Consider the following 24669-nt stretch of genomic DNA (forward strand, 5'->3'; position numbering starts at 1 on the left):
GGTTCCAGAATTTCGTGTCCGGCGATTGTGGCATAATCGCCCGGACACCGTCACCGCAAGCACTAACGCTTTAATTAATCGACAGTTTCGCGTCCGGCACGTGTGCGCAGCCGCATCCCGGGGCAGGTCCCGCCGGCTGCCGCCACCGCGGACGGCCGGCCCCGAACCCGAACCATGCCCCCCTTCCACAACGTCTTTCTCGCCGCTTTCATCCTGGCCTACGGCCTCAAGCTCTGGCTGGCTCTGCGCCAGATGCGCCACGTCTACGTGCACCGCGACGCGCCGCCGGCCGCCTTCGCCGACCGCATCGGCCCCGAGGCGCACCGCAAGGCCGCCGACTACACCCTGGCCAAGACCCGCCTGTCCATTCCCCACCTGGTCCTGGAGGGCGCCCTGCTGCTCTTCTTCACCCTCGGCGGCGGCCTGCAGTGGCTGCAGGACCGGGTCGCCGGCCTGGTCGAGGCGCCGCTCTGGCAGGGCGCCCTGCTCCTGGTCGGCTTGTCGGTGCTCAGTTCGCTGGCGGAACTGCCCCTGTCCCTGTACCGCCAGTTCGGCATCGAGGCGCGCTTCGGCTTCAACCGCCAGAGCCTGTTGGGCTTTCTCGGCGACCTGGCCAAGCAGGCGGCCATCGGCCTGATCCTGGGCGTGCCCCTGCTGCTCCTCGTGCTCTGGCTCATGGCGGCCATGGGCGACCTGTGGTGGCTTTGGGTGTGGCTGGCCTGGGTGGCCTTCAACCTGCTCGTCCTGGCCGTCTACCCGACCTTCATCGCGCCCTTGTTCAACAAGTTCCAGCCGCTCGAGGATGCCGGCCTGAAGGCACGCATCGACGGCCTCCTGGCGCGTACCGGCTTCCGCAGCCAGGGCGTCTTCGTGATGGACGGTTCCAAGCGCTCAAGCCATGGCAACGCCTATTTCACCGGCCTCGGCAAGTCCAAGCGCATCGTCTTCTTCGACACCCTGCTGGGCCAGCTGGACCCCGCCCAGACGGAAGCCGTCCTGGCCCACGAACTGGGCCATTACAAGCGCCGCCACGTGGTCAAGCGCATCGCCTTCATGTTCCTGGCCAGCCTGGCCCTGCTCCTCCTCCTGGCCCGGCTCAAGCAGGCCGGCTGGTTCTACGCCGGCCTCAGCGTGACCACGCAGACGGACGCCACGGCCCTGGCCCTGTTCTTCCTGGTCCTGCCGGTGTTCCTGTTTCCCGTGACGCCGCTCATGAGCCTGTACTCGCGCAAGCACGAGTTCGAGGCCGACGCCTTCGCGGCCCGCTACAGCCGGGCCAGCGACCTGATCGCCGCACTCGTGGCCCTGTACCGCGACAACGCCGCGACACTGACCCCCGATCCGGTCTATTCTCTGTTCTACGACAGCCACCCCAAGGCCAGCGAGCGGATCGCCCGCCTGCAGGCCCTGGGCACAGCAAACGCGCTGCATACCTGAGAGTAGAGGAGTCATGCCATGAACCGGATCGTCCCCGCCCTGCTGTTTCTGTTGTGGTCCGTGGCCGGCCAGGCCGCGCCGTTCGCGAACGCCGACGCCAAGGCCGGCAAGGCTTTGCACGACAAGCGCTGCGTCGCCTGCCACGCCAGCCGCTTCGGCGGCGACGGCTCGAAGATCTACACCCGTGCCGAGCGCCGGGTGAAGAGCGCCTCGGCACTCGCCCAGCAGATCACCACCTGCAACGCCAACCTGGGCAACGACCTGTTCCCCGAGGACGAGGCCAACATCGGCGCCTACCTGAACAAGACTTGGTACAAGTTCAAGTGAGCCCCGGCGCGGGCGGGACGGCATGACCGGGCGCCTGGCCGGCCGAGTGGTGGCCGTGCACGGCCGCCATTTCCTGGTCGAAACCGGGGCTGGCCGTTACGACTGCGTCACACGCGGCAAGAAAGGCGGCCTGGCCTGCGGCGACCGGGTCGAGATCAAGCCGACCGGCGTCGACGCTGCGGTGATCGAGAAGAACCTCCCGCGCGACAACCTGCTCTATCGTTCCGACCGCTTCCACACCAAGCTCCTGGCGGCCAACGTCGACCAGGTGTTCGTGGTCACCGCCGCGGTGCCCAGTCCCGACCCCGGTCTGCTCGACCGCTGCCTGGTCGCCTGCGAGGCGGCGGGGATCCCGGCCCGCATCGTCGTCAACAAGACCGACCGGCCGGAAACCGCCCCCTGGCTCGAACGCCTGCAGACCTACGCGGCGCTCGGCTACCCGCTCATCCCGCTCGCCGCCAAGACCGACGTCGCCCCGCTGGCCGGCTGGCTGGCCGGTAGGACCTCGATTTTGGTGGGTGCCTCCGGGGTGGGCAAGAGCACCCTGGTCAACGCCCTGGTCCCGGAGGCGGAGATCGCCACCCAGGACATCTCCGAGGCGCTCGACACCGGCAAACACACCACCACCCACACCCGCCTCTACCACCTGCCCGAGGGTGGCGCCCTGATCGACTCCCCGGGCATGCAGGAATTCGCCCTCGGCCACCTCGACCAGGCCGACCTGCAGGCGGCCTTTCCGGAGTTTCGCCCCCTGGCCGGCCAGTGCCGCTTCTACAATTGCCGCCATCTGCGCGAACCCGGCTGCGCCGTGCTGGCCGCCGTCGAAACCGGCGCCGTGGCGCGCGCACGCTGGCGCAGCTACGAAGCCCTGTGCCGGGAACTGGACAAGGCGGCCAAGGACTACCGATGACCCGTACGAGCCCACTCATCCTGCTCGCCGCGGCCGTCCTGGCGGTCCTGACGGTTTCCGGCGTCGCGCCCTACGACCGCATCACCTGGCTGATGGAGGTCATGCCGGCCCTGATCGTCGCACCGGTGCTGTTCGCCACCTACCGGCGCTTCCCGCTCACCAACATGCTCTACGTGCTGATCGCCGTGCACGCCCTGGTGCTGATCTGGGGCGGCGCCTGCACCTATGCCCGGGTACCGCTCGGCTTCTGGCTGCAGGACCTGTTCGACCTGGCGCGCAACCCGTACGACAAGATCGGTCATTTCATGCAGGGTCTCGTGCCGGCGCTGGCGGCGCGGGAGATATTGCTCCGCGGCGGTTATGTGAGCGGGCGCCGCATGGCCGGTTTCCTGGCCGTGTGCGTGGCCATGGCGGTGAGCGCCTGTTACGAACTCGTGGAGTGGTGGGCGGCCCTGGCCATGGGCCAGGGTGCCGATGAATTCCTCGGTACCCAGGGCGACCAGTGGGACACCCAGTCCGACATGTTCCTGGCCCTGATCGGCGCCAGCACCGGGATGCTCCTGCTGGCCCGGCGCCACGACCGCGCCATGGCCGCATTGGGCTGGAAGGAAACCACCTCCTGAGCCAACGGCCCGACTTCCGGGCCGGCGGTCAGGAGGTCGCGTCGGCCGGTTCCTCGGTGTGCGGATCGGCTTCCGCGGCCTGGGCCTCGGGCGCCCGCTCGGGCACCTCCCAGTCGCCCCACTCGTACCAGTCGTCGCCGAACAATTCGGCCGGATGCTCGGTGCGACTGGAACCGTTGCCGCAGATCATGGCGTCGGCGGCGCAGTACTTGTCGCAGCCCCAGCAGATGCGCTCGGGATGCTTGGGGTGGAGGGGAAACTTCTTGGCCATCTTCAGGCTACCTTACACATATCTCCATCGACACCGGGCGCGCCGTCGAGTTCACTTCGGCACCAGGACCCGGATGACGATGCGGCCGTTGCCCTTGGCATCGCGCCCGGCCTCGCCGGCACCGTAGGAAATCACCGACATGCGGCTCAGCGGGATGCCCTTGCGCTCGTGCAGATAGCGCACGACCGCCTCGGCACGCGCCTTGGCCAGTGCGTAGTTGTAATCGTCCGGCCCGATGTTGTCGGCATGGCCCTGGACCTCGAGGTGGTAAGTGGGCCCGACATCGGCCAGGTGCCGCACCAGGTCGTCCAGGCGTTCGATGTCGGCACCGGCCGGCTCGGCCGCGTTGAGCGGATACAGGGCACCGTCGCCGCTCAGGCGGACCACGAACGCCTCCCGGCCGTCCACGCGCAGGTTGTCCTGGCGGGCAAAGGCCAGGGCCTCCTTCATCTGCTCGGACAACGCGGCGACCTGGCGTTCGAGGGCGCCGACGCGGTCGAACAGGGCGGCGTCCTGTCCCGGTGGCTGGCTGGCACAGCCGGCCAGGACGGCGGCGAGCAAGGCCGTCACGAGCGGGAAACGCGCTGTCATATCCACCTCCGGAGCGGCCGCCTGGGATCGGCCGAAGCTATTCATTAATAGTCCAGACCGACGGCGATCGACAGCCTCATTTCAGCACCAGCACCCGGATCAGGATGCGCCGGTTGCGGTGGGCGTCGACCGGGGTGGCGGCGCCGAAGGAGATCACCGACATCTGGCTGAGCGGGATCGCCTTGCGCTCGTGCAGGTAGCGCTTGACCACGTCCGCGCGTGCCTTGCCCAGTTCGTAGTTGTAATCCTCGGTCCCGATGTTGTCGGTATGGCCCTGAATTTCCAAGTGATAATCCTGACCCAGCTGGCCCAGCCGGGCGACCAGGTCATCCAGCTTGCCGACGTCCTGGCGGCCCAGTTCCGGCGAGTTGATCGGATACAAGGTCCTGTCCTCGGTCAGCACCACGGTGAAGGCTTCCTTGCCGTTCAGGCGGATCTGCTCCTGGCGCGCCTGTGCCTCGGCATCGCGTACCGCACCGGCAAGTTCGTCCACGCGGCGTTCGAGCCCGGCAAGCCGCTGGTTCTGCTCCCCGGAGGCACCGCGGGCCGCCTCCAACTGGTCCAGACGCGCCGCCAGGCCGGACCGGCCGGCCGCCGATTGCGCCGTGGCGTTGTCCAGGCGTGCCGACAACTCGGTCAGGCGCCGGGCATTCGCGGCCGCCGCCGCCCCGATCTGGTCGCGGACCTGCCCGCTGGCCTGGTCGCTTGCCGCGCTGCCCGCGCGGAGTTCGGTCAAAGCCGCCTCGGTTTGCACGGCACGCGCATCCAGGCCATGGACCGAGGCCTGGAGACCGGCGAGTTCGCGTTCGAGTGCGGCATAGCGGGCCTGGCTCCGCTCGTCCGACGTCCTGACCGCCTGCTCCAGGCGGTCCAGCCTGCCCTGCAGGGACTGGGACTGCTCGGTCAGCGCACCCTGGCTGGCACAGCCGGCCTGCAACAGGGCGACCAGGGCGACGAGCCCGTTCGTTCGTTGGGACATAGCTTCCTCCTCTGAAAGATCGTGCCGGCCGGCGACTGACGCGGCGTCCGGACAAAATACACGTCTAGGCCGGCGGCAGCGCCGCGAACCCCATGTAGCGCGCCTGGAAGCGGCTCTTGCCGGCCGCAAGAAAGGTCTCGAAACTCCATTCGCCGGGCTGCAACAGGTGTCGATACGGCTCGCCGAACACGTAGCACCATGCCGTGACCGTCGTCCCGGACGCCAGTTCGATCCGCACCTGGCGCCGTTCGTACATCTCGCCCTCGAAGGCATCCAGGCGAACCAGCCCGGCCGCGTCGACGCCCCGGTAAAGCACCCCCTCGACGCAGCCGCCCGGATCGGCAACGATTCCCGGGTAGTCTTCCTCCGCAACCGGATGGCGGCTGTAACCGGCCAGGCTGGCCGCCTCGCCGGTCAAGGCCGCACCGGCGACGTGCGCCATGATGTCCGTGCACATCAGGGAACCGTAGGTGAAACAGCAATCGGTCATGGTATGGCGGCGTGGCCCAGCAGGTTTGTCAGCCTACAGTATGCCTGCCGCGCTGCCGGCTGTGCAGACGGCGACCACGACGGGCGCCGGCCGAAAAACAAAAAAGCCAAGTGCGGCAAACACTTGGCTTTCATATGAGAGTTTTTACTCTAGCTTTGCGGTCCCTGGTAACCGCGTCGAATATGGTCGGGGCGAGAAGATTCGAACTTCCGACCCCCTGCACCCCATGCAGGTGCGCTACCAGGCTGCGCTACGCCCCGACGAGCCGCGCATTATATCGACATGGCGGACAAAAAGGAAAGGATAAAACGCCCCTTCTCGTGGCACACGATCAGGATTTCAGCAATTCGATGAGGGCGCCGATCTCGCGCTTCAGCTCGGCCAAGTCGATGGCCGGCGCCGGTTCGGCGGCAGGCTCCGTGCCGGCCGCCGCATGGGCATCGCCCGCGCCCTCCTGGAGCAGGCGGTTGCGGGCCCCGGTGATGGTGAAGCCCTCTTCGTACAGCAGGGAGCGTATGCGGCGGATCAGCATCACCTCGTGGTGCTGGTAGTAGCGCCGGTTGCCGCGTCGCTTGACCGGCTTGAGCTGGCTGAACTCCTGCTCCCAGTACCTCAGGACATGCGGTTTTACCGCACAGAGCTCGCTCACCTCACCGATCGTGAAGTAACGCTTGGTCGGGATGGGCGGAAGTTCACTATTCGCCGGTTGTTCCGACATGGACCAATTCCACCAAGGCCTTCAGTTTCTGACTGGCGTGGAAGGTGACCACGCGCCGGGCCGAGATCGGCATCTCCTCGCCGGTCTTCGGGTTGCGGCCCGGGCGCTGCGGCTTCTCCCGCAACTGGAAGTTGCCGAAGCCGGACAACTTCACGCTATCGCCACGCTCGAGGGCGAAACGGATCTCCTCGAAAAAGTTCTCCACCATCTCCTTGGCCTCGCGCTTGTTCAGGCCAACCTGGTCGAACAGTAGATCGGCAAGTTCTGCTTTGGTCAGGGTTGTCATGTCGTGATCGAATCCTAGCTGCGTAGCGTGGCGCCGAACCGTTCGGCCAGGTATGCCAATACTTCCGAGACCGTCTTCTCGATCTCGACATCCGTAAGCGTTTTCTCAGTATCTTGCAATAACATTTTGAAAGCAAGGCTCTTTTTTCCGTCCGGAACACCCTTCCCCTGGTATACGTCGAAGAGCGCGATTTCTGTCACCAGGGCCGGCAAGGCCGTCTGCACGGCGGCCAGGATGGCGCCCACGGCGAGGCCCGCGTCGACCACCACGGCGATGTCACGGCGCACGGCGGGGAAGCGGGAGACGGTGCGATAGTTCGGCAACGGGCGGGCCGCCAGGATGTCCCAGTCGAATTCGAACAGGATGGGCGCGCGGCTCAGGTTGAGCTGCTGGACCAGGCGCGGGTGCAGCGCACCCAGCCAGCCGGCCGGCCGGCCGTCCAGCGCCACGCGGGCGGATTGGCCCGGGTGCAAGGCGGGATGCTCGCCCTTGGCGAACTCCCCGGCGGCCGGATTCAGGATCACCTCGAGGTCGCCCTTGACGTCGAAGAAATCGACCGCGCGCGCGGCCTCGCCCCACTGTTCCGGATGTGCCGGACCGTAGGCCAGGCCACCCAGGCGCAGCGGCTGGGCGTCGGCACCGGTGCCCAGGAAGCAGCGGCCGAGCTCGAACAGGCGGATGCGGTCCTGGCCGTGGTTCAGGTTGTGGCGCAGGGTGGCGAGCAGGCCCGGCATCAGGCTGCCGCGCATGACGCCCATCTGGCTGGCGATCGGATTGACCAGCTCGATCTGGGCCTCGCCCGGTGCCACCATGGCCTGCTGTTTGGCATCGATGAAGCTGTAGGTGATGACCTCCTGATAACCTAGGTCCATCAGGCGCTGGCGGATTTCCACGCGGCCGCGCTGGCCTTCCGGCTGAGCCGGCATGCCGGCCACCGCGACCGGGAGGACGGCGGGCAGGTTGTCGTAGCCCTTGATGCGGGCGATCTCCTCGATCAGGTCGACCTCGGTGGCGAGGTCGAAGCGGTAGGACGGCACGCTGACCTGCCAGTCGTGCCCTTCGGCTTCGAGATCGAGACCGAGGCGCACGAAGGTGGCGCACATCTCCGCTTCCGTGACGTCCATGCCGAGCAGCCGGCGCGCCCGCGCCGGGCGGAACTCGATGCTCGGCGCCTGCGCGGGTTCGCCACCGGCGACGGTGACCGGGCCCGCCTGGCCGCCGCAGATGTCGACGATCAGGCGCGTGGCCCGTTCGATGGCGAGGGCCGGCAGGGCCGGATCGACGCCGCGTTCGAAGCGGTGCGAGGAGTCGGTGGCGAGACCGTAGGCGCGGGCGCGCCCGGCCAGGGCATCGGGGGTGAAATGGGCCGCTTCCAGGAAGATGTCGACGGTGGTGTCGGACACCGCGCTGGCGGCGCCCCCCATGATGCCGGCCAGGGCGAGTGCGGCCCGGTCGTCGGCGATCACCAGGGTGCCTTCCTTGATCTCCACGGTCTGCTCGTTGAGCAGGGCCAGCTTCTCACCCGGCTGGGCGGCGCGCACCCGGATGCCACCGGCGACCTTGGCGATGTCGAAGGCGTGCATGGGCTCGCCCAGTTCCAGCATGACGTAGTTGGTCACGTCGACGACCGGGTGGATGGCCCGGACGCCGCCGCGCTGCAGGCGCCGCACCATCCAGTCCGGCGTTTTCGCCGCGGGGTCGATGCCGCGTACCAGGCGGCCGCAGTAGATGGGGCAGCCCGCCGGCGCCTCGATGGCGACCGCGACGGCCGGCACAGCCGCCTCGGCGTCAACGGCGACCGGGCTGCAGTCGACCGGATGGACCGCGCTGCCGGAGATCGCCGCCACCTCGCGGGCGATGCCGCGGATGGACAGGCAGTCGCCCCGATTGGGCGTCATCTTGATGGTGATGAGCTGGTCGTCCAGGTCCAGGTATTGGCGCAGCGGCTGGCCCACCGGCGCGTCGGCCGGCAGTTCCATGATGCCTTCGGCGGCATCGCTGAGCGCCAGCTCCTTCGCCGAGCAGAGCATGCCGAAGGACTCGACGCCGCGCACCTTCGCCTGCTTGATCTTGAAATCGTTGGGCAGCTCCGCGCCCACCGTGGCGCAGACCGTCTTCAGGCCGGCCCGGGCGTTGGGCGCGCCGCACACGACCTGCAGCGGCTGGTCGCCGCCGGCATCGACCGTGCATACCTGCAGGCGGTCGGCGTTGGGGTGCTTGTCGGCGCTGAGTATCTCCGCCACGACCACGTGGCTGAAGGCCGGCGCCACCGCGACCGCGTCCTCGACCTCGAGACCGGCCATGGTCATCAGGTGGCAGAGCTGGCCGGTATCCAGCTTGGGATTGACGAGGCTGCGCAGCCAGGCTTCCGAGAATTGCATGTCAGTTACCTCGAACGTGCTTGGCCGGCGCGCCGTCGCGGGCGCCGGCCGGGAACGTGGTCAGGAAAATTGCTTCAGGAAACGCAGGTCGTTCTCGAAGAACAACCTGAGGTCGTCGACGCCATAGCGCAACATGGCCAGGCGCTCGACCCCGAGACCGAAGGCGAAGCCCTGCCAGGATTCGGCGTCGATGCCGACGTGGCCGAGCACGTTCGGATGCACCATGCCGCAGCCGCCGATCTCCAGCCAGCCGTCGCCCCAGCTCATGTCCATCTCGGCGGACGGCTCGGTGAACGGGAAGAACGAGGGCCGGAAGCGGACCTGGAGGTCGTCGCGCTCGAAGAAACGCTGCAGGAAGTCCTGCACGACGCCCTTGAGGTTGGCGAAGCTGATGTTGTCGTCCACCCACAGGCCTTCGACCTGGTGGAACATGGGCGAGTGGGTGGCGTCGGAGTCGACCCGGTAGACGCGCCCGGGGGAGATGATCTTGATGGGCGGCTTGCGCTGCTCCATGTAACGCACCTGGACCGGCGAGGTGTGGGTGCGCAACAAGGTGCCGTCGCCCAGGTAGAAGGTGTCGTGCATGGCCCGGGCGGGATGGTTGTCCGGGATGTTCAGGGCCGTGAAGTTGTAGAAATCGGTTTCGATTTCCGGGCCGTCGGCGATGGCAAAGCCGATCGAGGCGAACAACTGTTCGATGCGCTTGAGGGTCAGGCTGATCGGGTGTGCCCCACCCTGCCCGCTACCGCGCCCCGGCAGCGTCACGTCGAGCGACTCGGCGGCCAGTTGCCGGTTCAGTTCGTCCGCCTGGATGGCCTCGCGACGCTCCCGGAGGAGCGCCTCGACCGCGTCCTTGACCTGGTTGATGCGGGCGCCCGCCTCTTTGCGCTGGTCGGGCCCGAGTTTGCCGAGGCCCTTCATCTGTTCGGTGATGGCGCCGCTCTTGCCCAGGAACCGGGCCTTGGCCTGTTCCAGGGCCGGCAGCGTGGCCGCGTCGGCGAAATCGCGCCCGGCGGCGTCGAGGATGTCTTCAAGATTCATGCTGAAACCCGATCCATAAATGCAAAGGGAGGCTGTTCGGCCTCCCTTCTCAGGCGATTCACGCCCGCGGCTGGTGCGCTATCAGGCGCCCAGACTGGCCTTGGCCTGTTCCGCCACCTTGGCGAAGGCGGCCTGGTCGAACACGGCCATGTCGGCGAGGACCTTGCGGTCGATGTCGATGGCCGCCTTCTTGAGGCCGTTCATGAACTGGCTGTAGGTCAGGCCCAGACCACGCGCGGCGGCGTTGATACGGGTGATCCACAGCTGACGGAACTGGCGCTTCTTCTGACGGCGGTCACGGTAGGCATACTGACCGGCCTTCATGACCGCTTCGTTGGCGATCCGGAAGACGTTGCTGCGACGGCCACGGAAACCCTTGGCGGCGTCGAGGACCTTCTTGTGGCTGGCGCGAGCGGTTACACCACGTTTGACTCGGGGCATCTTCTATCTCCTTACGCGTAGGGCATCATGGCGCGAATATGACCCATATTCGTCGCGTCGATGGTTTCCATGCCACGCAGGTTGCGCTTGCGCTTGGTGGTCTTCTTGGTGAGGATGTGGCGCAGGTAGGCGTGCGAACGCTTGACGCTGCCGCTGCCACGAACGCGGAAGCGCTTGGCGGCCCCGCTCTTGGTCTTCATCTTGGGCATGAGTTGCTCCGTTTTTCGATGCCTTGAGGTGTCTCCCGACGGGAGCGCTTGTCGACCTTTCAGGCACGTGTTCGGCGTTGATATCAGCGGCAACGCCCGCCGCTTTACTGCGAAACCCGTCCTACTTCTTCTTCTTGGGCGCCAGCACCATGACCATCTGGCGGCCTTCCAGCTTGGGAAACTGCTCGACCACGCCGTGTTCCAGCAGGTCCTGTTCCACACGCCTCAACAATTCGAGACCGAACTCCTGGTGAGCCATCTCGCGACCCCGGAACCGCAGGGTGATCTTGGTCTTGTCGCCTTCGGTCAGGAAGCGGATCAGGCTCTTCAACTTGACCTGGTAGTCCGCCTCGTCGGTACGGGGCCGGAACTTGATCTCCTTGACCTGAATCTGCTTCTGCTTGAGCTTGGCCTCGTGCTGCTTCTTCTGCTCATGGTACTTGAACTTGCCATAGTCCATGATCTTGCAGACCGGGGGCTGAGCCTGGGGAGCGATCTCCACCAGATCCCGCTCGGCGTCTTCCGCCTTGGCCATTGCCTCACGAATGCCGACGACGCCCAACTGCTCGCCGTCCTCCGCTACCAAACGGACCTGCGGCGCGTCGATTTCGCCGTTGATCCTCAGTTCCTTGTCGAGTGCGATGCTCAGACCCCTTTCAAAAACATTAGGGAGCGGATATCCGCTCCCCGTTCAGCCGCTGCTGCCCGGTCAACCGCCAATTTCCCCTTGCATGCGGTCGATGAACTCATCCAGGCTCATCTGCCCGAGGTCTTCACCGCCCCGGGCGCGTACGGCCACCTTGCCCTCCGCGCGTTCCTTGTCGCCGACGATCAGCTGATAAGGCACCCGTTTCATGGAGTGGTCGCGGATTTTATAGGTAATCTTCTCGCTTCTCAAGTCGGATTGCACCCTGAAGCCTTGTTTTTTAAGGGCTTCCGTGACCTGGGCGGCATACTCGGCCTGATTGTCGGTGATACACATCACCACGGCCTGCACCGGAGACAGCCAGAGCGGGAAGTTGCCGGCGTAGTGCTCGATCAGGATGCCGGTGAAACGCTCCAGGGAACCGAACAGGGCACGGTGCAGCATGACCGGGCGCCGGCGGGTGTTGTCCTCGGCGACGTAGGTCAGGTCGAAGCGCTCCGGCAGGCTCATGTCCACCTGCAGGGTGCCGCACTGCCAATCCCGGCCGATGGTGTCGCGCAGGACGAACTCCAACTTGGGGCCGTAGAAGGCCCCTTCGCCAGGGAACAGGGTATAGGGCATGCCCATGTGGTCCAGGGCGGCCGCCAGAGCCCCTTCCAGCTTGTCCCAGGTCTCGTCGGAACCGATCCGGTTGTCCGGCCGGGTGGACAGCTTGATGCGCACGTTATCGAAGCCGAAGTCCTTGTAGATGTCGAGGATCAGGGCGACCACGTCCTTGCACTCCTGCTCCATCTGGTCCTCGGTGCAGAAGATGTGGGCGTCGTCCTGGGTGAAGTGGCGCACCCGCAGCAAACCGTGCAGCGCGCCCGACGGCTCGTAGCGGTGCACCTTGCCGAACTCGGCCATGCGGATGGGCAGGTCGCGGTAGCTCTTGATGCCCTGGGCGAACATGGACATGGCACCCGGGCAGTTCATCGGCTTCAGCGCGAACACCCGGTCGTCCTCGGTCTGGGTGGTGAACATGTGTTCGCGGTAGTTGAACCAGTGGCCGGACTGTTCCCACAGGCTGCGGTCCATCACATCCGGGGTGTTGACCTCTTCGTAGCCGGCCTCGGTCTGGCGCCGGCGCATGTAGGCGATCAGGTCCTGGAACAGGCTCCAGCCCTTGGCGTGCCAGAACACCGAGCCCGGGGCGTTGTCCTGGAAGTGGAACAGGTCCAATTGCTGGCCCAGCTTGCGGTGGTCGCGCTTCTCGGCCTCTTCCAGGCGATGCAGGTAGGCGGCGAGATCGTCCTTGTTCGCCCAGGCGGTGCCGTAGATGCGCTGCAGCATCTCGTTCTTCGAATCGCCGCGCCAGTAGGCGCCGGCCACCTTCATGAGCTTGAAGGCCTTGAGCTTGCCGGTCGAGGGCACGTGCGGGCCGCGGCAGAGGTCGACGAAGTCGCCCTCGCGATACAGAGAGATGGTCTGCCCGGCCGGGATGGCGGCGATCAGTTCGGCCTTGTACTTCTCGCCGATGGACTCGAAGAATTTCACCGCTTCGTCGCGGTCCCATTCCTCGCGGCTGACCGGAATGTCGCGCTTGGCCAGTTCCGCCATGCGCTTCTCGATGGCGGCCAGGTCCTCCGGCGTGAAGGGGCGCTTGAAGGCGAAGTCGTAGTAGAAACCCTCCTCGATCACCGGACCGATGGTCACCTGGGCCTCGGGGAACAGTTCCTTGACGGCATAGGCGAGCAGGTGGGCGGTGGAATGGCGGATCAGGTCGACGCCCTCGGCATCCTTGTCGGTGACGATGGCGAGATCGCTGTCGGTGTCGATGAGGAAGGAAGTATCCACCAGGCGGCCATTCACCTTGCCGGCCAGGGCGGCGCGGGCCAGGCCGGCGCCTATGCTGGCGGCCACCTGGGCCACCGTCACCGGCGCATCGAAACCGCGCTCGGAACCATCAGGAAGTCGCACTACGGGCATATCCACCAACTCCAGAAACGACAAAAGCCAGAACGCGTCGCGTCTGGCTTTTGCAATAGTTGGTAGGCGCGATTGGATTCGAACCAACGACCCCCACCATGTCAAGGTGATGCTCTAACCAACTGAGCTACGCGCCTAAAGAGCTGCGCATTCTATAGATGACGTCCTTCCTGGGCAACCCCTTTTTGCAGGTTTCGAAAGAAAAGATTCAGCGCCGCGAGAACATCCCCGAGCGCGGCCCACGCAACCCGGGCCCGCCGGCCGCGAGTCGCCACCGCAGCCGATTCGCCGGGCGGTCGGCACTGACGTACAGTCGCTATCGAATGCCATGCGGCGCGCGGGACGATTTACCGCTCATCGCGCCCGCCGTCGGCGCCGGCTGCGGGCACGTCGGCTCACGAGCGACCAGGAGGACATGACGATGGTGGAACTCGCATTCGTTGTCAGGCAAGGCCAGGATGCGCTGGCATGCGAGTACCGCGGCATCAATCGTGCCGACACCCGCATCCTGATCTTCGATCGGCTGTACTCGATGGCAAATCGGGAACTGGCAGCCGGCTGGTACTACAGCGCCCTGAACGCTGGCCGGATCGAACTGAGCCAGGCCGTCTTCCCCTTGCCGCACGGCTTGCACCATGAGAACCCGGAAGTGCCCTATGGCCGCGAACTGGGGGCCGGGGAAGCGTTCGAGGGCCGCTTCCAGGTCCCGCTGCCGGTACCCGACCGCACACCGTACCCGACCTTGCTGCACCGCTCCGGTACGGCGCCAGGCGACTTCACCGAGTTGCGCTTCACGCTGGGTTGGGCGCCGCTCCCGGCCGCCCTGCCGTCTGCCATCGCGGCGATCGAGCGGGATGGGGAACGCTTGTGGCTGCTGCCCTACCGGTTGGCGCTCGGCCTTCAGCAATTGGTCAGCGTCGAGCGACACCTGGCCGGCTGCCGTTTCGCCCCGGCCAACGCCGGCCAGAAATAGAAACGGGGGCACGAAGCCCCCGTTTCCGTTCGGCGGACGGCGCTCAGTTGTGCGAGCGTGCCATCAGCTTGAGCATCTTCACGTTGATGGCGATGAAGCGATACACCTGCCAGAGGAAGGAAGTGCGCATGTAACGCGTGAAGCCGGTCGGCGTCGGCGCGTAATAGGCCTGCTGGTACGGCTCCTTGTTGACGGTCTTGGTCATATCTGGTCCTCGGTTAATGTTGAACGGTATCAGTCCGGCAGCAGCCACCAGCCCGGCCGCATCTTGGCCTGGTAGATGAAGGTGTAGTGCAGCAGGGACTTCATCCAGTGGCCGGCGAGGCCGATCTCACCGAAGGTCAGGTCGAGGTCGCGGCCGTATTCCGGGTACTTGTCGTAGTCGGGCACCACCGGGAAGACGGTCATGGTGGCCGCCGTTCCGCGCAGCAGGTGGGAACCGGTCGACGCCACGCAGGCCGCGCCCATGCGCGCCATCGAGGCCGTGTGGGTGGGCTTGGCGGCACCGTTCAGCATGTCGCGGATGCTCTTGGCGACGGCGATCGCCATGGCGGCGGACGGCATTCCGGTGCGCGGGGGCGCCGGGTTGATCGGGGTGCCGTTGGCGCTCTGCATCGGCTTGCTGATCAGGTGCGGCGGCGCGAAGGCGATGCCGACCGCGAACATGTTGCCGTAGGTGGGGTTCTGGTAGGTCTTGGGCCAGTCCTCGGCGCTCCACTCGGCAAACGGCCGCGCGGTGTAGTCACCATCGACCTTCATGAAGCCGTTGGGCAGGAAGACCTGGGCGGTGATGTCCTCGCCCGCCTTGTTGTAGGCCTTCAGGCCGACGCCGGCGAAAGGCGGGATCAGCATGGAGAAGTCGAATTCGAGTTCGTGGAAGCTGCCGTCCAGGGTCTCGTAATGGATCTTGCCCGCCTCGACCTTCTTGACGTGGGCACGGATGATCCATTCGATGCCGCGCTCGACCATCAGGGACTCGGCGAAGGTCTTGCCGTTGGCGATGTAGCCGCCGCGCTTGACGTTGACGCCACCCATGCCGAAATCGCCCAGCTCGTACTCGTTGCTGATCCAGATGATGCGGGCACGGTCGCGCACGCCGGCCTCGCGCAGGATGTGGTCGACGTTGTAGATATATTCGAAGGCGGCGCCCTGGCAGGTGCACATGCCGTGGCCGGTGCCGATCACCAGGGTCTTGTGCTCGCCCTTCTTGACGGCGTCGACGACCGCCTGCAGCTTCTCGTTCGCCTCGATGGCGTGGGACGCGGTGCAGACCGACACGGTATGGCCGTGTTCGGGCCCGAGGCCCTCGGTGGCGCCGAAGTTCAGCTTCGGACCGGTGGCGTTGACCAGGTAATCGTAGGTCAGCTTGGCCTGCTGGCCGGCCTTCTCCGGCAGGGTGTACTCGACGGTGACGTAGGGCGAGGCGGTTTCAGCGTCGCCTTCGGGGTGGATGGACACGCCCTTGGCCTGGTGGAAGTCGACACCGATACGGTTGTAGACCTCGGCGAGCGGGAAGGTGACGTCTTCCTCGGTCATCTGGCCGACACCCACCCAGATGTTGGAGGGAATCCAGTTCCACTTGGCGTTCGGCGACACGACGACGATCTCGTGTTGCTTGCCGACCATCCTGTTCAGGTACCGGGCCACGGTATGGCCTGAGATGCCGGCACCCAGGATCACGATTCGAGACATTTCGGGTTTTCTCCAAGGAAGCGAATGATCCGAATATTATAAATTTATTATTTGTTAATTGACACGCAGAAACGGATAGCGCGCCGCTATTGCCGCCGGCAAGCCGCCGCGCGTAGGCGAAAAAAGCGGGAGGACACGCCTCCCGCCTTGCCGGTCGACGTCCGCGGACGCTCAGGTCGCGCTGGCGTCGATGACGTTCTCGAAGACGATGCGGCCATCCTCCGCGTCGACCCGGATGACGTCCTTGGCGCCGAAGCGGCCGGACAGGATCTCCTTGGCGAGCGGATTCTCGATCTCCTGCTGGATCGCCCGCTTGAGCGGCCGGGCACCGTAGATCGGGTCGAAACCGGCCTTGGCCAGCTCGGCCAGGGCGGCGTCGCTGACCTCCAGCTTCATGTCCATCTGGGCCAGACGCTTTTCCAGGTACTGCAACTGGATGCGCGCGATGTGTCGCGTTACCTCGTCTGTGCCGTCGATGAGTTCGCCCAAGGATCTCTTGTTTGCCTCGGCATTCTCCTCGCCACAGCAGCGTGCCGGAAAGGGAGTATTTTCCCTCGTTCCGCCCGGTCCAACGCCTAGGATAGACTTAGTAAAACACTTACAAGAACGAGGAATAAATGCCGAGCAAGGCAGCCATCATTTCCCTCGCGACCGCGTGGGGTCCGAGGCATGGAGGCGTTAATGCCTTCAACATCGAACTGGTGAAGTCGCTGGGCATACTGCCATGCCGCAACTACGACCTGTTCTGTGTCGTCCTGAACGCCAGCGATGAGGAACGCGAGGATGCCAGCAACTGCGGCGTGGAACTGATCTCGCTCGGCATCGACGGCAAGGCGTTTCCCGATGACACGGCAAGCGGACTGATTGAGCGGCTTGCAGACCACACCCCGGGCGAAGGCTGGATATGGCTCGGCCACGACACCGTCAGTGGCGGATTGTCCTTGCAGTTGCGCGACGGATTTCCAGGCAGCAAGACCGTCCTGATCCACCACATGGCCTTCGGCGCCTACCAGGATTACAAGAAAGGAAGCAGCCTGGAGGCGATCGACAAACGCGAACTGCAACGGGCCATGTTCGCGCAGGCTGATCTGTGCCTGGCGGTCGGCCCCATGCTGTGCGGGCAACTCGAAGACCTGCTCGGCCCGCACAGTCGTCCGGTCGAAATGATCGTGCCTGGCCTGCCGGAGCCGCCCGACATCAGTGACACACCGCCCGACAACTTCACCGCCTTCGTCGCCGGCCGCCTGGGGAATGAAGACGACCGCATCAAGCAAGGTGGACTGGCCGTGCGCGCCTACGGCGCGACACTGGCCAAGGCATTCGGCAAGGAGAAGTTCAAGAACAGCCGCCTGCGCAGGTCGCCAACCCTGCGCATGCGCGGCGTCCCCGGCGAAGCCCAGGCTCCCGTTCGCACACTGCTCGGCCAGGCAAGCGGCCGCGTCGTGAACTGCGACCTGGCCCCCTTCGGCGAAGACCGCGCGGCCTATTTCCGCGATCTCGCCGGCAGCAGCGTGGCCCTGATGCCGTCCTGGCACGAGGGCTTCGGCTTGGTCGCCTGGGAGGCCATCGCCTGCGCCGTACCGGTGGTGATCGGCGAGCAGTCGGGCGTCTACCGCCTGCTCCGCGACCGCCAGGTCAGCCTCGACCAGAGCGTGCGGAGCGTTGCGGTTCAAGGCCACCTGCCGGAGAGCGACGAGGAACCGAACCACAGCGATGCGGACGTGCAGGCCGTGCGCGATGCCCTGTTCGATATCGGCGACCACATCCTGGACCGCAAGCAGGATGCCGTGTCCCTGGCTACGATCCTGCGCCACGACCATGACTACACGTGGCCACGTTGCGCACGCGACCTCCTGTCGGCCCTGAATGGGCATCTCGACCTTGTGCTCTGCGATGCCGACACGCGCGCCGAGCCCGTGCCGCCGCGCCCCGAGCCGCCGGAACCGCCCGCCGACCTGCCCGCCTTCCTGCATCCCCCGCGCCCTCGCCCCTGGCGACCCGAATTGGGACAGGCGCCTTCCGCATTGCTGGTGGCCCGTGACCAGATCGTCCCCTTCGACCCCGAACGGGATGCCGTGGTCGAAGCCTGGCTGGATTGGGCTGCCGCACCCGCGACACCCCGCATCGCCCTGCGCCTGGTCACCGGTCCGGGCGGCATGGGCAAGACCCGCTCGGCCATCGAATGCCTCCGGCGCGCCCGGGCGCGCGGCTGGCAGCCGCTCTGGCTGGGCGGCGACCTGCCGGAAGACTGGCAGGCGCAATGGCGCGCCTGGCTGGGCCGGCCACACGCCTCCGACACGCCTGTCCTGCTGGCGATCGACTACGCCGAAGGACGCCAGGAGGCCATTTTGCGCCTGCTCGACACCACCTTGGCGCTGGCCGCCGATATCGACCGGCTGCCGCCCCTGCGCCTGATCCTGCTCGCCCGCGCCACGGCCTGGTGGCCGGAACTGCCCCACTACGGCAGCCCCGAGGTCGCCGCCCTGCTCACCGGCCCAGCCAACGCCGGCATGGAGGCGATCCCGCCCTGGAACACGGCCACCGAGGCGCGCGAACGCACCTACCTGGCCGCGCTCCGGGCCTATGCCGCCGCCCGGGGTCTCCCTGGCCCGGAACGCCCCTACCAGCCCGACTTCACCGCACCGATGTACGCCCGGCCCCTGCACCTGCACATGGCGGCGCTGGTCACCCTGGCCGGCGAGCGCCCCGAGCACGCCACCGCCCTCCTGAACAGCCAGTTGGGCCGCGAATGGCGCTACTGGAGCCAATCCCGCCTGGCCCCCGAGGCGGGTTACGACGACTGGGCCGACACCCTCGCCTGGCTGGCCCTGGTGCAAGGCGCCACCGTGGCCCAGACCCACGCGGCCACGAGCGGGCTCGGCTTAGCCGCGCCGGACCTGGTCGCGGGACTGGCGCGCGCCTATCCGGCCGAGGCCGAGGCTATCGGACCGTTGCAGCCCGACCCCCTGGCCGAGGCCCTGATCCTGGAACGCCTAGCCGGCCGGCGCGGCCAGGCGCTGGTCGAGAATGCCCTGGCCGAGGACCCTGCCCTCGCCAGCCGGACATTGGAGGTGATCGGCCGCGTCGCCGCGCGCGCCGAGGCCGGATGGCCGCCGGAATCCGAGCCCCTGTGGCACCGCCACCTGGGCCAAGGCCTCGACCCGGCCTGGCCGCGCCACGCCCAGCAGCTGGTGGCCGCCGCCCATAGCGGCAGCCCGGCACTGGGTCGGCTCGTGCTGTCATCCTGGCGGCGACTGTCGCCGGAAATGCAGGCAGGGATCGCCCCCAGACTGCGCCTGCCGGACTATTCCACCCCACTGCTGAACCTCTCGGTAGAAGTGGAACGCGTGCGCCTTGAGGCTACCGACAAACCGGAAAAGCGGGCCGGCATCCTCAACAACCTGGCCAACCGCCTGAGCAACTTGGGCGACGCCGACTCCCGCGCCGAGGCCCTGACATGCGCCCGCGAGGCCGCGGCCGTCTATCGCGATCTCGCCCAGGCCCAGCCCGCCGCCTACCGGCCCGATCTCGCCATGTCGCTCAACAACCTGGCCAACAATCTTTCCGAGCAGGGCGACGCCGACTCCCGCGCCGAGGCCCTGACATGCGCCCGCGAGGCCGCGGCCGTCTACCGCGATCTCGCCCAGGCCCAGCCCGCCGCCTACCGGCCCGATCTCGCCATGTCGCTCAACACCCTGGCCGCCCGTCTTTCCGAGCAGGGCGACGCCGACTCCCGCGCCGAGGCCCTGACATGCGCCCGCGAGGCCGTGGCCATCCGCCGCGAACTCGCCCAGGCCCAGCCCGCCGCCTACCGGCCCGATCTCGCCATGTCGCTCAACAATCTGGCCAACAATCTTTCCGAGCAGGGCGACGCCGACTCCCGCGCCGAGGCCCTGACATGCGCCCGCGAGGCCGCGGCCGTCTACCGCGAACTCGCCCAGGCCCAGCCCGCCGCCTACCGGCCCGATCTCGCCATGTCGCTCAACAACCTGGCCGCCCATCTTTCCGAGCAGGGCGACGCCGACTCCCGCGCCGAGGCCCTGGCATGCGCCCGCGAGGCCGTGGCCATCCGCCGCGAACTCGCCCAGGCCCAGCCCGCCGCCTACCGGCCCGATCTCGCCATGTCGCTCAACAATCTGGCCAACAATCTTTCCGAGCAGGGCGACGCCGACTCCCGCGCCGAGGCCCTGGCATGCGCCCGCGAGGCCGCGGCCGTCTACCGCGAACTCGCCCAGGCCCAGCCCGCCGCCTACCGGCCCGATCTCGCCATGTCGCTCAACAACCTGGCCGCCCATCTTTCCGAGCAGGGCGACGCCGACTCCCGCGCCGAGGCCCTGGCATGCGCCCGCGAGGCCGTGGCCATCCGCCGCGAACTCGCCCAGGCCCAGCCCGCCGCCTACCGGCCCAATCTCGCCATGTCGCTCAACAATCTGGCCAACAATCTTTCCGAGCAGGGCGACGCCGACTCCCGCGCCGAGGCCCTGACATGCGCCCGCGAGGCCGTGGCCATCCGCCGCGAACTCGCCCAGGCCCAGCCCGCCGCCTACCGGCCCGATCTCGCCGCGTCGCTCAACAATCTGGCCAACAATCTTTCCGAGCAGGGCGACGCCGACTCCCGCGCCGAGGCCCTGACATGCGCCCGCGAGGCCGCGGCCGTCTACCGCGAACTCGCCCAGGCCCAGCCCGCCGCCTACCGGCCCGATCTCGCCATGTCGCTCAACAATCTGGCCAACAATCTTTCCGAGCAGGGCGACGCCGACTCCCGCGCCGAGGCCCTGACATGCGCCCGCGAGGCCGCGGCCGTCTACCGCGAACTCGCCCAGGCCCAGCCCGCCGCCTACCGGCCCGATCTCGCCATGTCGCTCAACAATCTGGCCAACAATCTTTCCGAGCAGGGCGACGCCGACTCCCGCGCCGAGGCCCTGACATGCGCCCGCGAGGCCGCGGCCGTCTACCGCGAACTCGCCCAGGCCCAGCCCGCCGCCTACCGGCCCGATCTCGCCATGTCGCTCAACAACCTGGCCGCCCATCTTTCCGAGCAGGGCGACGCCGACTCCCGCGCCGAGGCCCTGGCATGCGCCCGCGAGGCCGTGGCCATCCGCCGCGAACTCGCCCAGGCCCAGCCCGCCGCCTACCGGCCCGATCTCGCCATGTCGCTCAACAATCTGGCCAACAATCTTTCCGAGCAGGGCGACGCCGACTCCCGCGCCGAGGCCCTGGCATGCGCCCGCGAGGCCGCGGCCGTCTACCGCGAACTCGCCCAGGCCCAGCCCGCCGCCTACCGGCCCGATCTCGCCATGTCGCTCAACAACCTGGCCGCCCATCTTTCCGAGCAGGGCGACGCCGACTCCCGCGCCGAGGCCCTGGCATGCGCCCGCGAGGCCGTGGCCATCCGCCGCGAACTCGCCCAGGCCCAGCCCGCCGCCTACCGGCCCAATCTCGCCATGTCGCTCAACAACCTGGCCGCCCATCTTTCCGAGCAGGGCGACGCCGACTCCCGCGCCGAGGCCCTGACATGCGCCCGCGAGGCCGCGGCCGTCTACCGCGAACTCGCCCAGGCCCAGCCCGCCGCCTACCGGCCCAATCTCGCCGCGTCGCTCAACAACCTGGCCGCCCATCTTTCCGAGCAGGGTGACGCCGACTCCCGCGCCGAGGCCCTGGCATGCGCCCGCGAGGCCGTGGCCATCCGCCGCGAACTCGCCCAGGCCCAGCCCGCCGCCTACCGGCCCAGTCTCGCCGCGTCGCTCAACAACCTGGCCGCCCATCTTTCCGAGCAGGGCGACGCCGACTCCCGCGCCGAGGCCCTGACATGCGCCCGCGAGGCCGTGGCGATCTATGCCTGGTGTCACGGCCAAATGCCGGCGGCCTTCGAGCGCAACCTGGGCATTGCGATCGGAACGCTGGGCCGCGCGGCAAGGGCACTAGGGCGCGACCCGGAGAAGGAATTGCGTGAGCTGTTTGGGCAGGAAGGTGATGATGAGGGCTAAAGTCCGCACTCGCCCGTTTGCGTCAAACGTTCGAGCCAGGCGGTACTTCACCCTCTCCCTGCCCCTCCCCCCAAGGGGAGGGGAACGGCGTTCAGGCCTCAATGACGTTCTCGAACACGATGCGCCCCTCCTCCACATCGACCCGGATCACATCCTTGGCGCCGAAGCGGCCGGACAGGATCTCCTTGGCGAGCGGATTCTCGATCTCCTGCTGGATCGCCCGCTTGAGCGGCCGGGCACCGTAGATCGGGTCGAAACCGGCCTTGGCCAGGTCGGCCAGGGCGGCGTCGCTGACCTCCAGCTTCATGTCCATCTGGGCCAGACGCTTTTCCAGGTACTGCAACTGGATGCGGGCAATGCGGGCGATGTGCTGCTCGTCCAGGCTGTGGAACACCACCACCTCGTCGATCCGGTTGATGAACTCGGGCCGGAAATAGTTCTTCACCTCGGCCATCACCGCCAGCTTGACCACCTGGTAGTCGTCGCCGGCCATCTGCTGGATCATCTGGCTGCCCAGGTTGGAGGTCATCACGACGACGGTGTTGCGGAAGTCCACGGTGCGGCCCTGGCCGTCGGTCAGGCGGCCGTCGTCGAGAACCTGCAGGAGGACGTTGAAAACGTCCGGGTGGGCCTTCTCCACCTCGTCCATGAGGATGACGCTGTAGGGCTTGCGGCGCACCGCCTCGGTCAGGTAACCGCCCTCCTCGTAGCCGACATAGCCGGGAGGCGCGCCAATCAGGCGGGCCACGGAGTGCTTCTCCATGAACTCGGACATGTCCAGGCGGATGATGTGTTCCTGGCTGTCGAACAGGAATTCGGCCAGGGCCTTGCACAGCTCGGTCTTGCCGACACCGGTGGGGCCCAGGAACAGGAAGGAGCCGTAGGGCCGGTTGGGATCCGAGAGACCGGCGCGGGAACGCCGGATGGCGTCGGAGACCACGCGCACCGCCTCGTCCTGCCCCACCACCCGGTTGTGGATGCGCTCTTCCATGTGCAGCAGCTTGTCGCGCTCGCCCTGCATCAGCTTGGACACCGGGATGCCGGTGGAGCGCGAGACCACTTCGGCGATCTCCTCGGCGCCGACTTCCTTGCGCAGCAGCTTGAACTCGCGCTTGCCGGCGCCCGCCGCCTCGGCCTGCTTCAGCTGCGCCTCCAGTTGCGGCAGCTTGCCGTACTGGATCTCCGCCACCTTGTCGTAGAGGCCCTTGCGCTGGAGGTCGGCCATCTGGGCACGCAGCTGGTCGATCTCCTCCTTGATGTGCTGGCCGCCCTGGACCACGGCCTTTTCGGCCTTCCAGATCTCTTCCAGATCCGCGTACTCCTTCTCCAGCTTGCGAATCTCGTCCTCGATCAGGGACAGGCGCTTCATGGACGCCTCGTCCTTCTCCCGGCGCACCGCCTCGCGCTCGATCTTGAGCTGGATCAGGCGGCGGTCGAGCTTGTCCATGGACTCCGGCTTGGAGTCGATCTCCATCTTGATCCGGCTCGCGGCCTCGTCGATCAGGTCGATGGCCTTGTCCGGCAGGAAGCGGTCGGTGATGTAGCGATGGCTCAATTCGGCCGCGGCGACGATGGCCGGGTCGGTGATCTCGACGCCGTGGTGCACCTCGTACTTCTCCTGCAGGCCGCGCAGGATGGCGATGGTGTCCTCCACCGAGGGCTCGTCCACCAGGACCTTCTGGAAGCGGCGCTCCAGGGCGGCGTCCTTCTCGATGTACTTCCGGTATTCGTCCAGGGTGGTGGCGCCGATGCAGTGCAGCTCGCCGCGCGCCAGGGCCGGCTTGAGCATGTTGCCGGCGTCCATGGCGCCCTCGGCCTTGCCGGCACCGACCATGGTATGGATCTCGTCGATGAACAGGATGATGCGGCCCTCGTCCTGGGCGACCTCCTTGAGCACCGACTTCAGGCGTTCCTCGAATTCGCCCCGGTACTTGGCCCCGGCCAGCAGGCCGGCCATGTCGAGGACCAGGACGCGCTTGTTCTTCAGGGTTTCCGGCACCTCGCCGTTGACGATGCGCTGGGCCAACCCCTCCACAATCGCCGTCTTACCCACGCCCGGCTCGCCGATCAGGACCGGGTTGTTCTTGGTCCGCCGCTGCAGGACCTGGATGGCGCGGCGGATCTCGTCGTCACGGCCGATCACCGGGTCCAGCTTGCCCTGGCGGGCCCGCTCGGTCAGGTCCAGGGTGTACTTCGACAGCGCCTGGCGCTGGCCTTCGGCCTCCTGGGAATTGACGTTCTCGCTGCCGCGCACGGCGTCGATCGCGGCGGCCACGTTCTGCGCCGTGCCACCGTGTTCCTTGAGCAGCTTGCCGGCCTCGCCCTTGTCCTCCATGCAGGCGAGCAGGAACAGCTCGCTGGCGATATAGGCGTCGCCGCGCTTCTGGGCGGCCTTGTCGGTCAGGTTGAACAGGCGATCGAGATCGCGCGAGATGGAGACCTCGCCGCCGTGGCCTTCCACCTTGGGCAGGCGGTCCAGGGCCTGCTGGATGCCGGTGACCAGGGCCGGCACGCGTACGCCGGCGCGCTGCAGGATGGCCTTGGCCGATCCGTCGTCCTGGTTGATCAGGGCGGCCAGGACGTGCAGCGGCTCGATGTAGGGGTTGTCGTTGCCCACCGCCAGGCTCTGGGCCTCCTGGATGGCGGACTGGAACGGCGTGGTCAGCTTGTCGAAGCGCATGGCTTTCTCCGTTGAATTA

General features: G+C 67.1%; 21 protein-coding genes, 2 tRNA genes and 1 pseudogene. 6 read left to right on the forward strand and 18 right to left on the reverse strand.

Going from position 1 to position 24669, the window contains the following annotated elements; translation table 11 throughout:
- Positions 1 to 174 precede the first annotated feature (174 nt).
- The 4 genes from EZJ19_RS09860 to EZJ19_RS09875 are packed head-to-tail and all read left to right on the forward strand — an operon-like array spanning position 175 to position 3297.
- Positions 175 to 1437 (forward strand): M48 family metallopeptidase, encoded by a 1263-nt coding sequence (locus tag EZJ19_RS09860; RefSeq protein WP_131447106.1) that lies wholly within the window; start codon positions 175 to 177, stop codon positions 1435 to 1437.
- 18 nt (positions 1438 to 1455) lie between these two features.
- Complete coding sequence (locus EZJ19_RS09865) at positions 1456 to 1764, forward strand: c-type cytochrome (protein ID WP_131447108.1); 309 nt, start codon at positions 1456 to 1458, stop codon at positions 1762 to 1764.
- Between the two features lie 22 nt (positions 1765 to 1786).
- Complete coding sequence (gene rsgA / locus EZJ19_RS09870; protein WP_131447110.1) at positions 1787 to 2674, forward strand: ribosome small subunit-dependent GTPase A; 888 nt, start codon at positions 1787 to 1789, stop codon at positions 2672 to 2674.
- Positions 2671 to 3297 (forward strand): DUF2238 domain-containing protein, encoded by a 627-nt coding sequence (locus tag EZJ19_RS09875; protein WP_131447111.1) that lies wholly within the window; start codon positions 2671 to 2673, stop codon positions 3295 to 3297. The genes rsgA and EZJ19_RS09875 overlap by 4 nt, the downstream gene beginning before the upstream one ends.
- A 28-nt stretch (positions 3298 to 3325) precedes the next feature.
- Here EZJ19_RS09875 and EZJ19_RS09880 read toward each other — a convergent pair whose 3' ends face one another.
- The 14 genes from EZJ19_RS09880 to EZJ19_RS09945 all read right to left on the reverse strand — a co-directional run bounded on the left by EZJ19_RS09880 (position 3326) and on the right by EZJ19_RS09945 (position 13455).
- On the reverse strand, positions 3326 to 3568 hold the full coding sequence (locus EZJ19_RS09880; protein WP_131447113.1) for a DUF3079 domain-containing protein: 243 nt from the start codon (positions 3566 to 3568) through the stop codon (positions 3326 to 3328).
- Between the two features lie 51 nt (positions 3569 to 3619).
- The gene (locus EZJ19_RS09885; RefSeq protein ID WP_206199392.1) at positions 3620 to 4159 is read right to left on the reverse strand and encodes an OmpA family protein; all 540 of its coding nucleotides are present in this window, start codon (positions 4157 to 4159) and stop codon (positions 3620 to 3622) included.
- 76 nt (positions 4160 to 4235) lie between these two features.
- Entirely contained in the window at positions 4236 to 5138 is a 903-nt protein-coding gene (locus EZJ19_RS09890) for an OmpA family protein (protein ID WP_131447117.1), read from the reverse strand.
- 64 nt (positions 5139 to 5202) lie between these two features.
- Positions 5203 to 5628 carry a gamma-glutamylcyclotransferase family protein gene (locus EZJ19_RS09895; protein ID WP_131447119.1) on the reverse strand — a complete coding sequence of 142 codons (426 nt, stop codon included), beginning with the start codon at positions 5626 to 5628 and terminating at the stop codon, positions 5203 to 5205.
- 183 nt (positions 5629 to 5811) lie between these two features.
- A tRNA-Pro gene (locus EZJ19_RS09900) sits at positions 5812 to 5888 on the reverse strand.
- A gap of 71 nt (positions 5889 to 5959) precedes the next feature.
- Positions 5960 to 6346: a MerR family transcriptional regulator gene (locus EZJ19_RS09905; RefSeq protein ID WP_131447121.1), complete on the reverse strand. Its 387-nt coding sequence runs from the start codon at positions 6344 to 6346 to the stop codon at positions 5960 to 5962.
- Entirely contained in the window at positions 6324 to 6632 is a 309-nt protein-coding gene (locus EZJ19_RS09910) for an integration host factor subunit alpha (RefSeq protein WP_131447123.1), read from the reverse strand. The genes EZJ19_RS09905 and EZJ19_RS09910 overlap by 23 nt, the downstream gene beginning before the upstream one ends.
- A gap of 14 nt (positions 6633 to 6646) precedes the next feature.
- Positions 6647 to 9013, reverse strand: a complete 2367-nt coding sequence (gene pheT / locus EZJ19_RS09915; RefSeq protein WP_131447125.1) for a phenylalanine--tRNA ligase subunit beta — start codon at positions 9011 to 9013, stop codon at positions 6647 to 6649.
- Between the two features lie 60 nt (positions 9014 to 9073).
- On the reverse strand, positions 9074 to 10054 hold the full coding sequence (gene pheS, locus EZJ19_RS09920; protein ID WP_131447127.1) for a phenylalanine--tRNA ligase subunit alpha: 981 nt from the start codon (positions 10052 to 10054) through the stop codon (positions 9074 to 9076).
- Positions 10055 to 10135: 81 nt separating this feature from the next.
- Positions 10136 to 10495: a 50S ribosomal protein L20 gene (gene rplT / locus EZJ19_RS09925; protein ID WP_131447129.1), complete on the reverse strand. Its 360-nt coding sequence runs from the start codon at positions 10493 to 10495 to the stop codon at positions 10136 to 10138.
- Between the two features lie 11 nt (positions 10496 to 10506).
- A complete protein-coding gene (gene rpmI / locus EZJ19_RS09930; protein ID WP_131447131.1) occupies positions 10507 to 10704 on the reverse strand; it encodes a 50S ribosomal protein L35 in 198 nt (65 codons plus the stop codon).
- Positions 10705 to 10825: 121 nt separating this feature from the next.
- Positions 10826 to 11353 carry a translation initiation factor IF-3 gene (infC, locus tag EZJ19_RS09935; protein WP_131447133.1) on the reverse strand — a complete coding sequence of 176 codons (528 nt, stop codon included), beginning with the start codon at positions 11351 to 11353 and terminating at the stop codon, positions 10826 to 10828.
- A gap of 60 nt (positions 11354 to 11413) precedes the next feature.
- On the reverse strand, positions 11414 to 13318 hold the full coding sequence (thrS, locus tag EZJ19_RS09940; RefSeq protein ID WP_131447135.1) for a threonine--tRNA ligase: 1905 nt from the start codon (positions 13316 to 13318) through the stop codon (positions 11414 to 11416).
- A 60-nt stretch (positions 13319 to 13378) separates the two neighbouring features.
- Positions 13379 to 13455: transfer RNA gene (locus EZJ19_RS09945), tRNA-Val, on the reverse strand.
- Positions 13456 to 13733: 278 nt separating this feature from the next.
- Here EZJ19_RS09945 and EZJ19_RS09950 point away from each other — a divergent pair.
- Positions 13734 to 14291: a hypothetical protein gene (locus EZJ19_RS09950; protein WP_131447137.1), complete on the forward strand. Its 558-nt coding sequence runs from the start codon at positions 13734 to 13736 to the stop codon at positions 14289 to 14291.
- Positions 14292 to 14334: 43 nt separating this feature from the next.
- On the opposite strand, the gene EZJ19_RS15875 is transcribed toward EZJ19_RS09950, so the two are convergent.
- The 3 genes and pseudogenes from EZJ19_RS15875 to EZJ19_RS09960 form a co-directional block, all read right to left on the reverse strand.
- Positions 14335 to 14496 carry a hypothetical protein gene (locus EZJ19_RS15875; protein WP_165873541.1) on the reverse strand — a complete coding sequence of 54 codons (162 nt, stop codon included), beginning with the start codon at positions 14494 to 14496 and terminating at the stop codon, positions 14335 to 14337.
- A 29-nt stretch (positions 14497 to 14525) separates the two neighbouring features.
- Entirely contained in the window at positions 14526 to 15983 is a 1458-nt protein-coding gene (locus tag EZJ19_RS09955; protein ID WP_131447139.1) for an NAD(P)/FAD-dependent oxidoreductase, read from the reverse strand.
- Between the two features lie 171 nt (positions 15984 to 16154).
- Positions 16155 to 16448: pseudogene (locus tag EZJ19_RS09960) on the reverse strand (type VI secretion system ATPase TssH); the annotation flags it as partial.
- A gap of 152 nt (positions 16449 to 16600) precedes the next feature.
- Here EZJ19_RS09960 and EZJ19_RS16625 point away from each other — a divergent pair.
- Positions 16601 to 21970: a tetratricopeptide repeat protein gene (locus tag EZJ19_RS16625; RefSeq protein ID WP_131447141.1), complete on the forward strand. Its 5370-nt coding sequence runs from the start codon at positions 16601 to 16603 to the stop codon at positions 21968 to 21970.
- Between the two features lie 91 nt (positions 21971 to 22061).
- On the opposite strand, the gene clpB is transcribed toward EZJ19_RS16625, so the two are convergent.
- On the reverse strand, positions 22062 to 24650 hold the full coding sequence (gene clpB, locus EZJ19_RS09970) for an ATP-dependent chaperone ClpB (protein ID WP_131447143.1): 2589 nt from the start codon (positions 24648 to 24650) through the stop codon (positions 22062 to 22064).
- Positions 24651 to 24669 lie beyond the last annotated feature (19 nt).

The organism is Parasulfuritortus cantonensis (assembly GCF_004337445.1).
Lineage (GTDB): Bacteria > Pseudomonadota > Gammaproteobacteria > Burkholderiales > Thiobacillaceae > Parasulfuritortus > Parasulfuritortus cantonensis.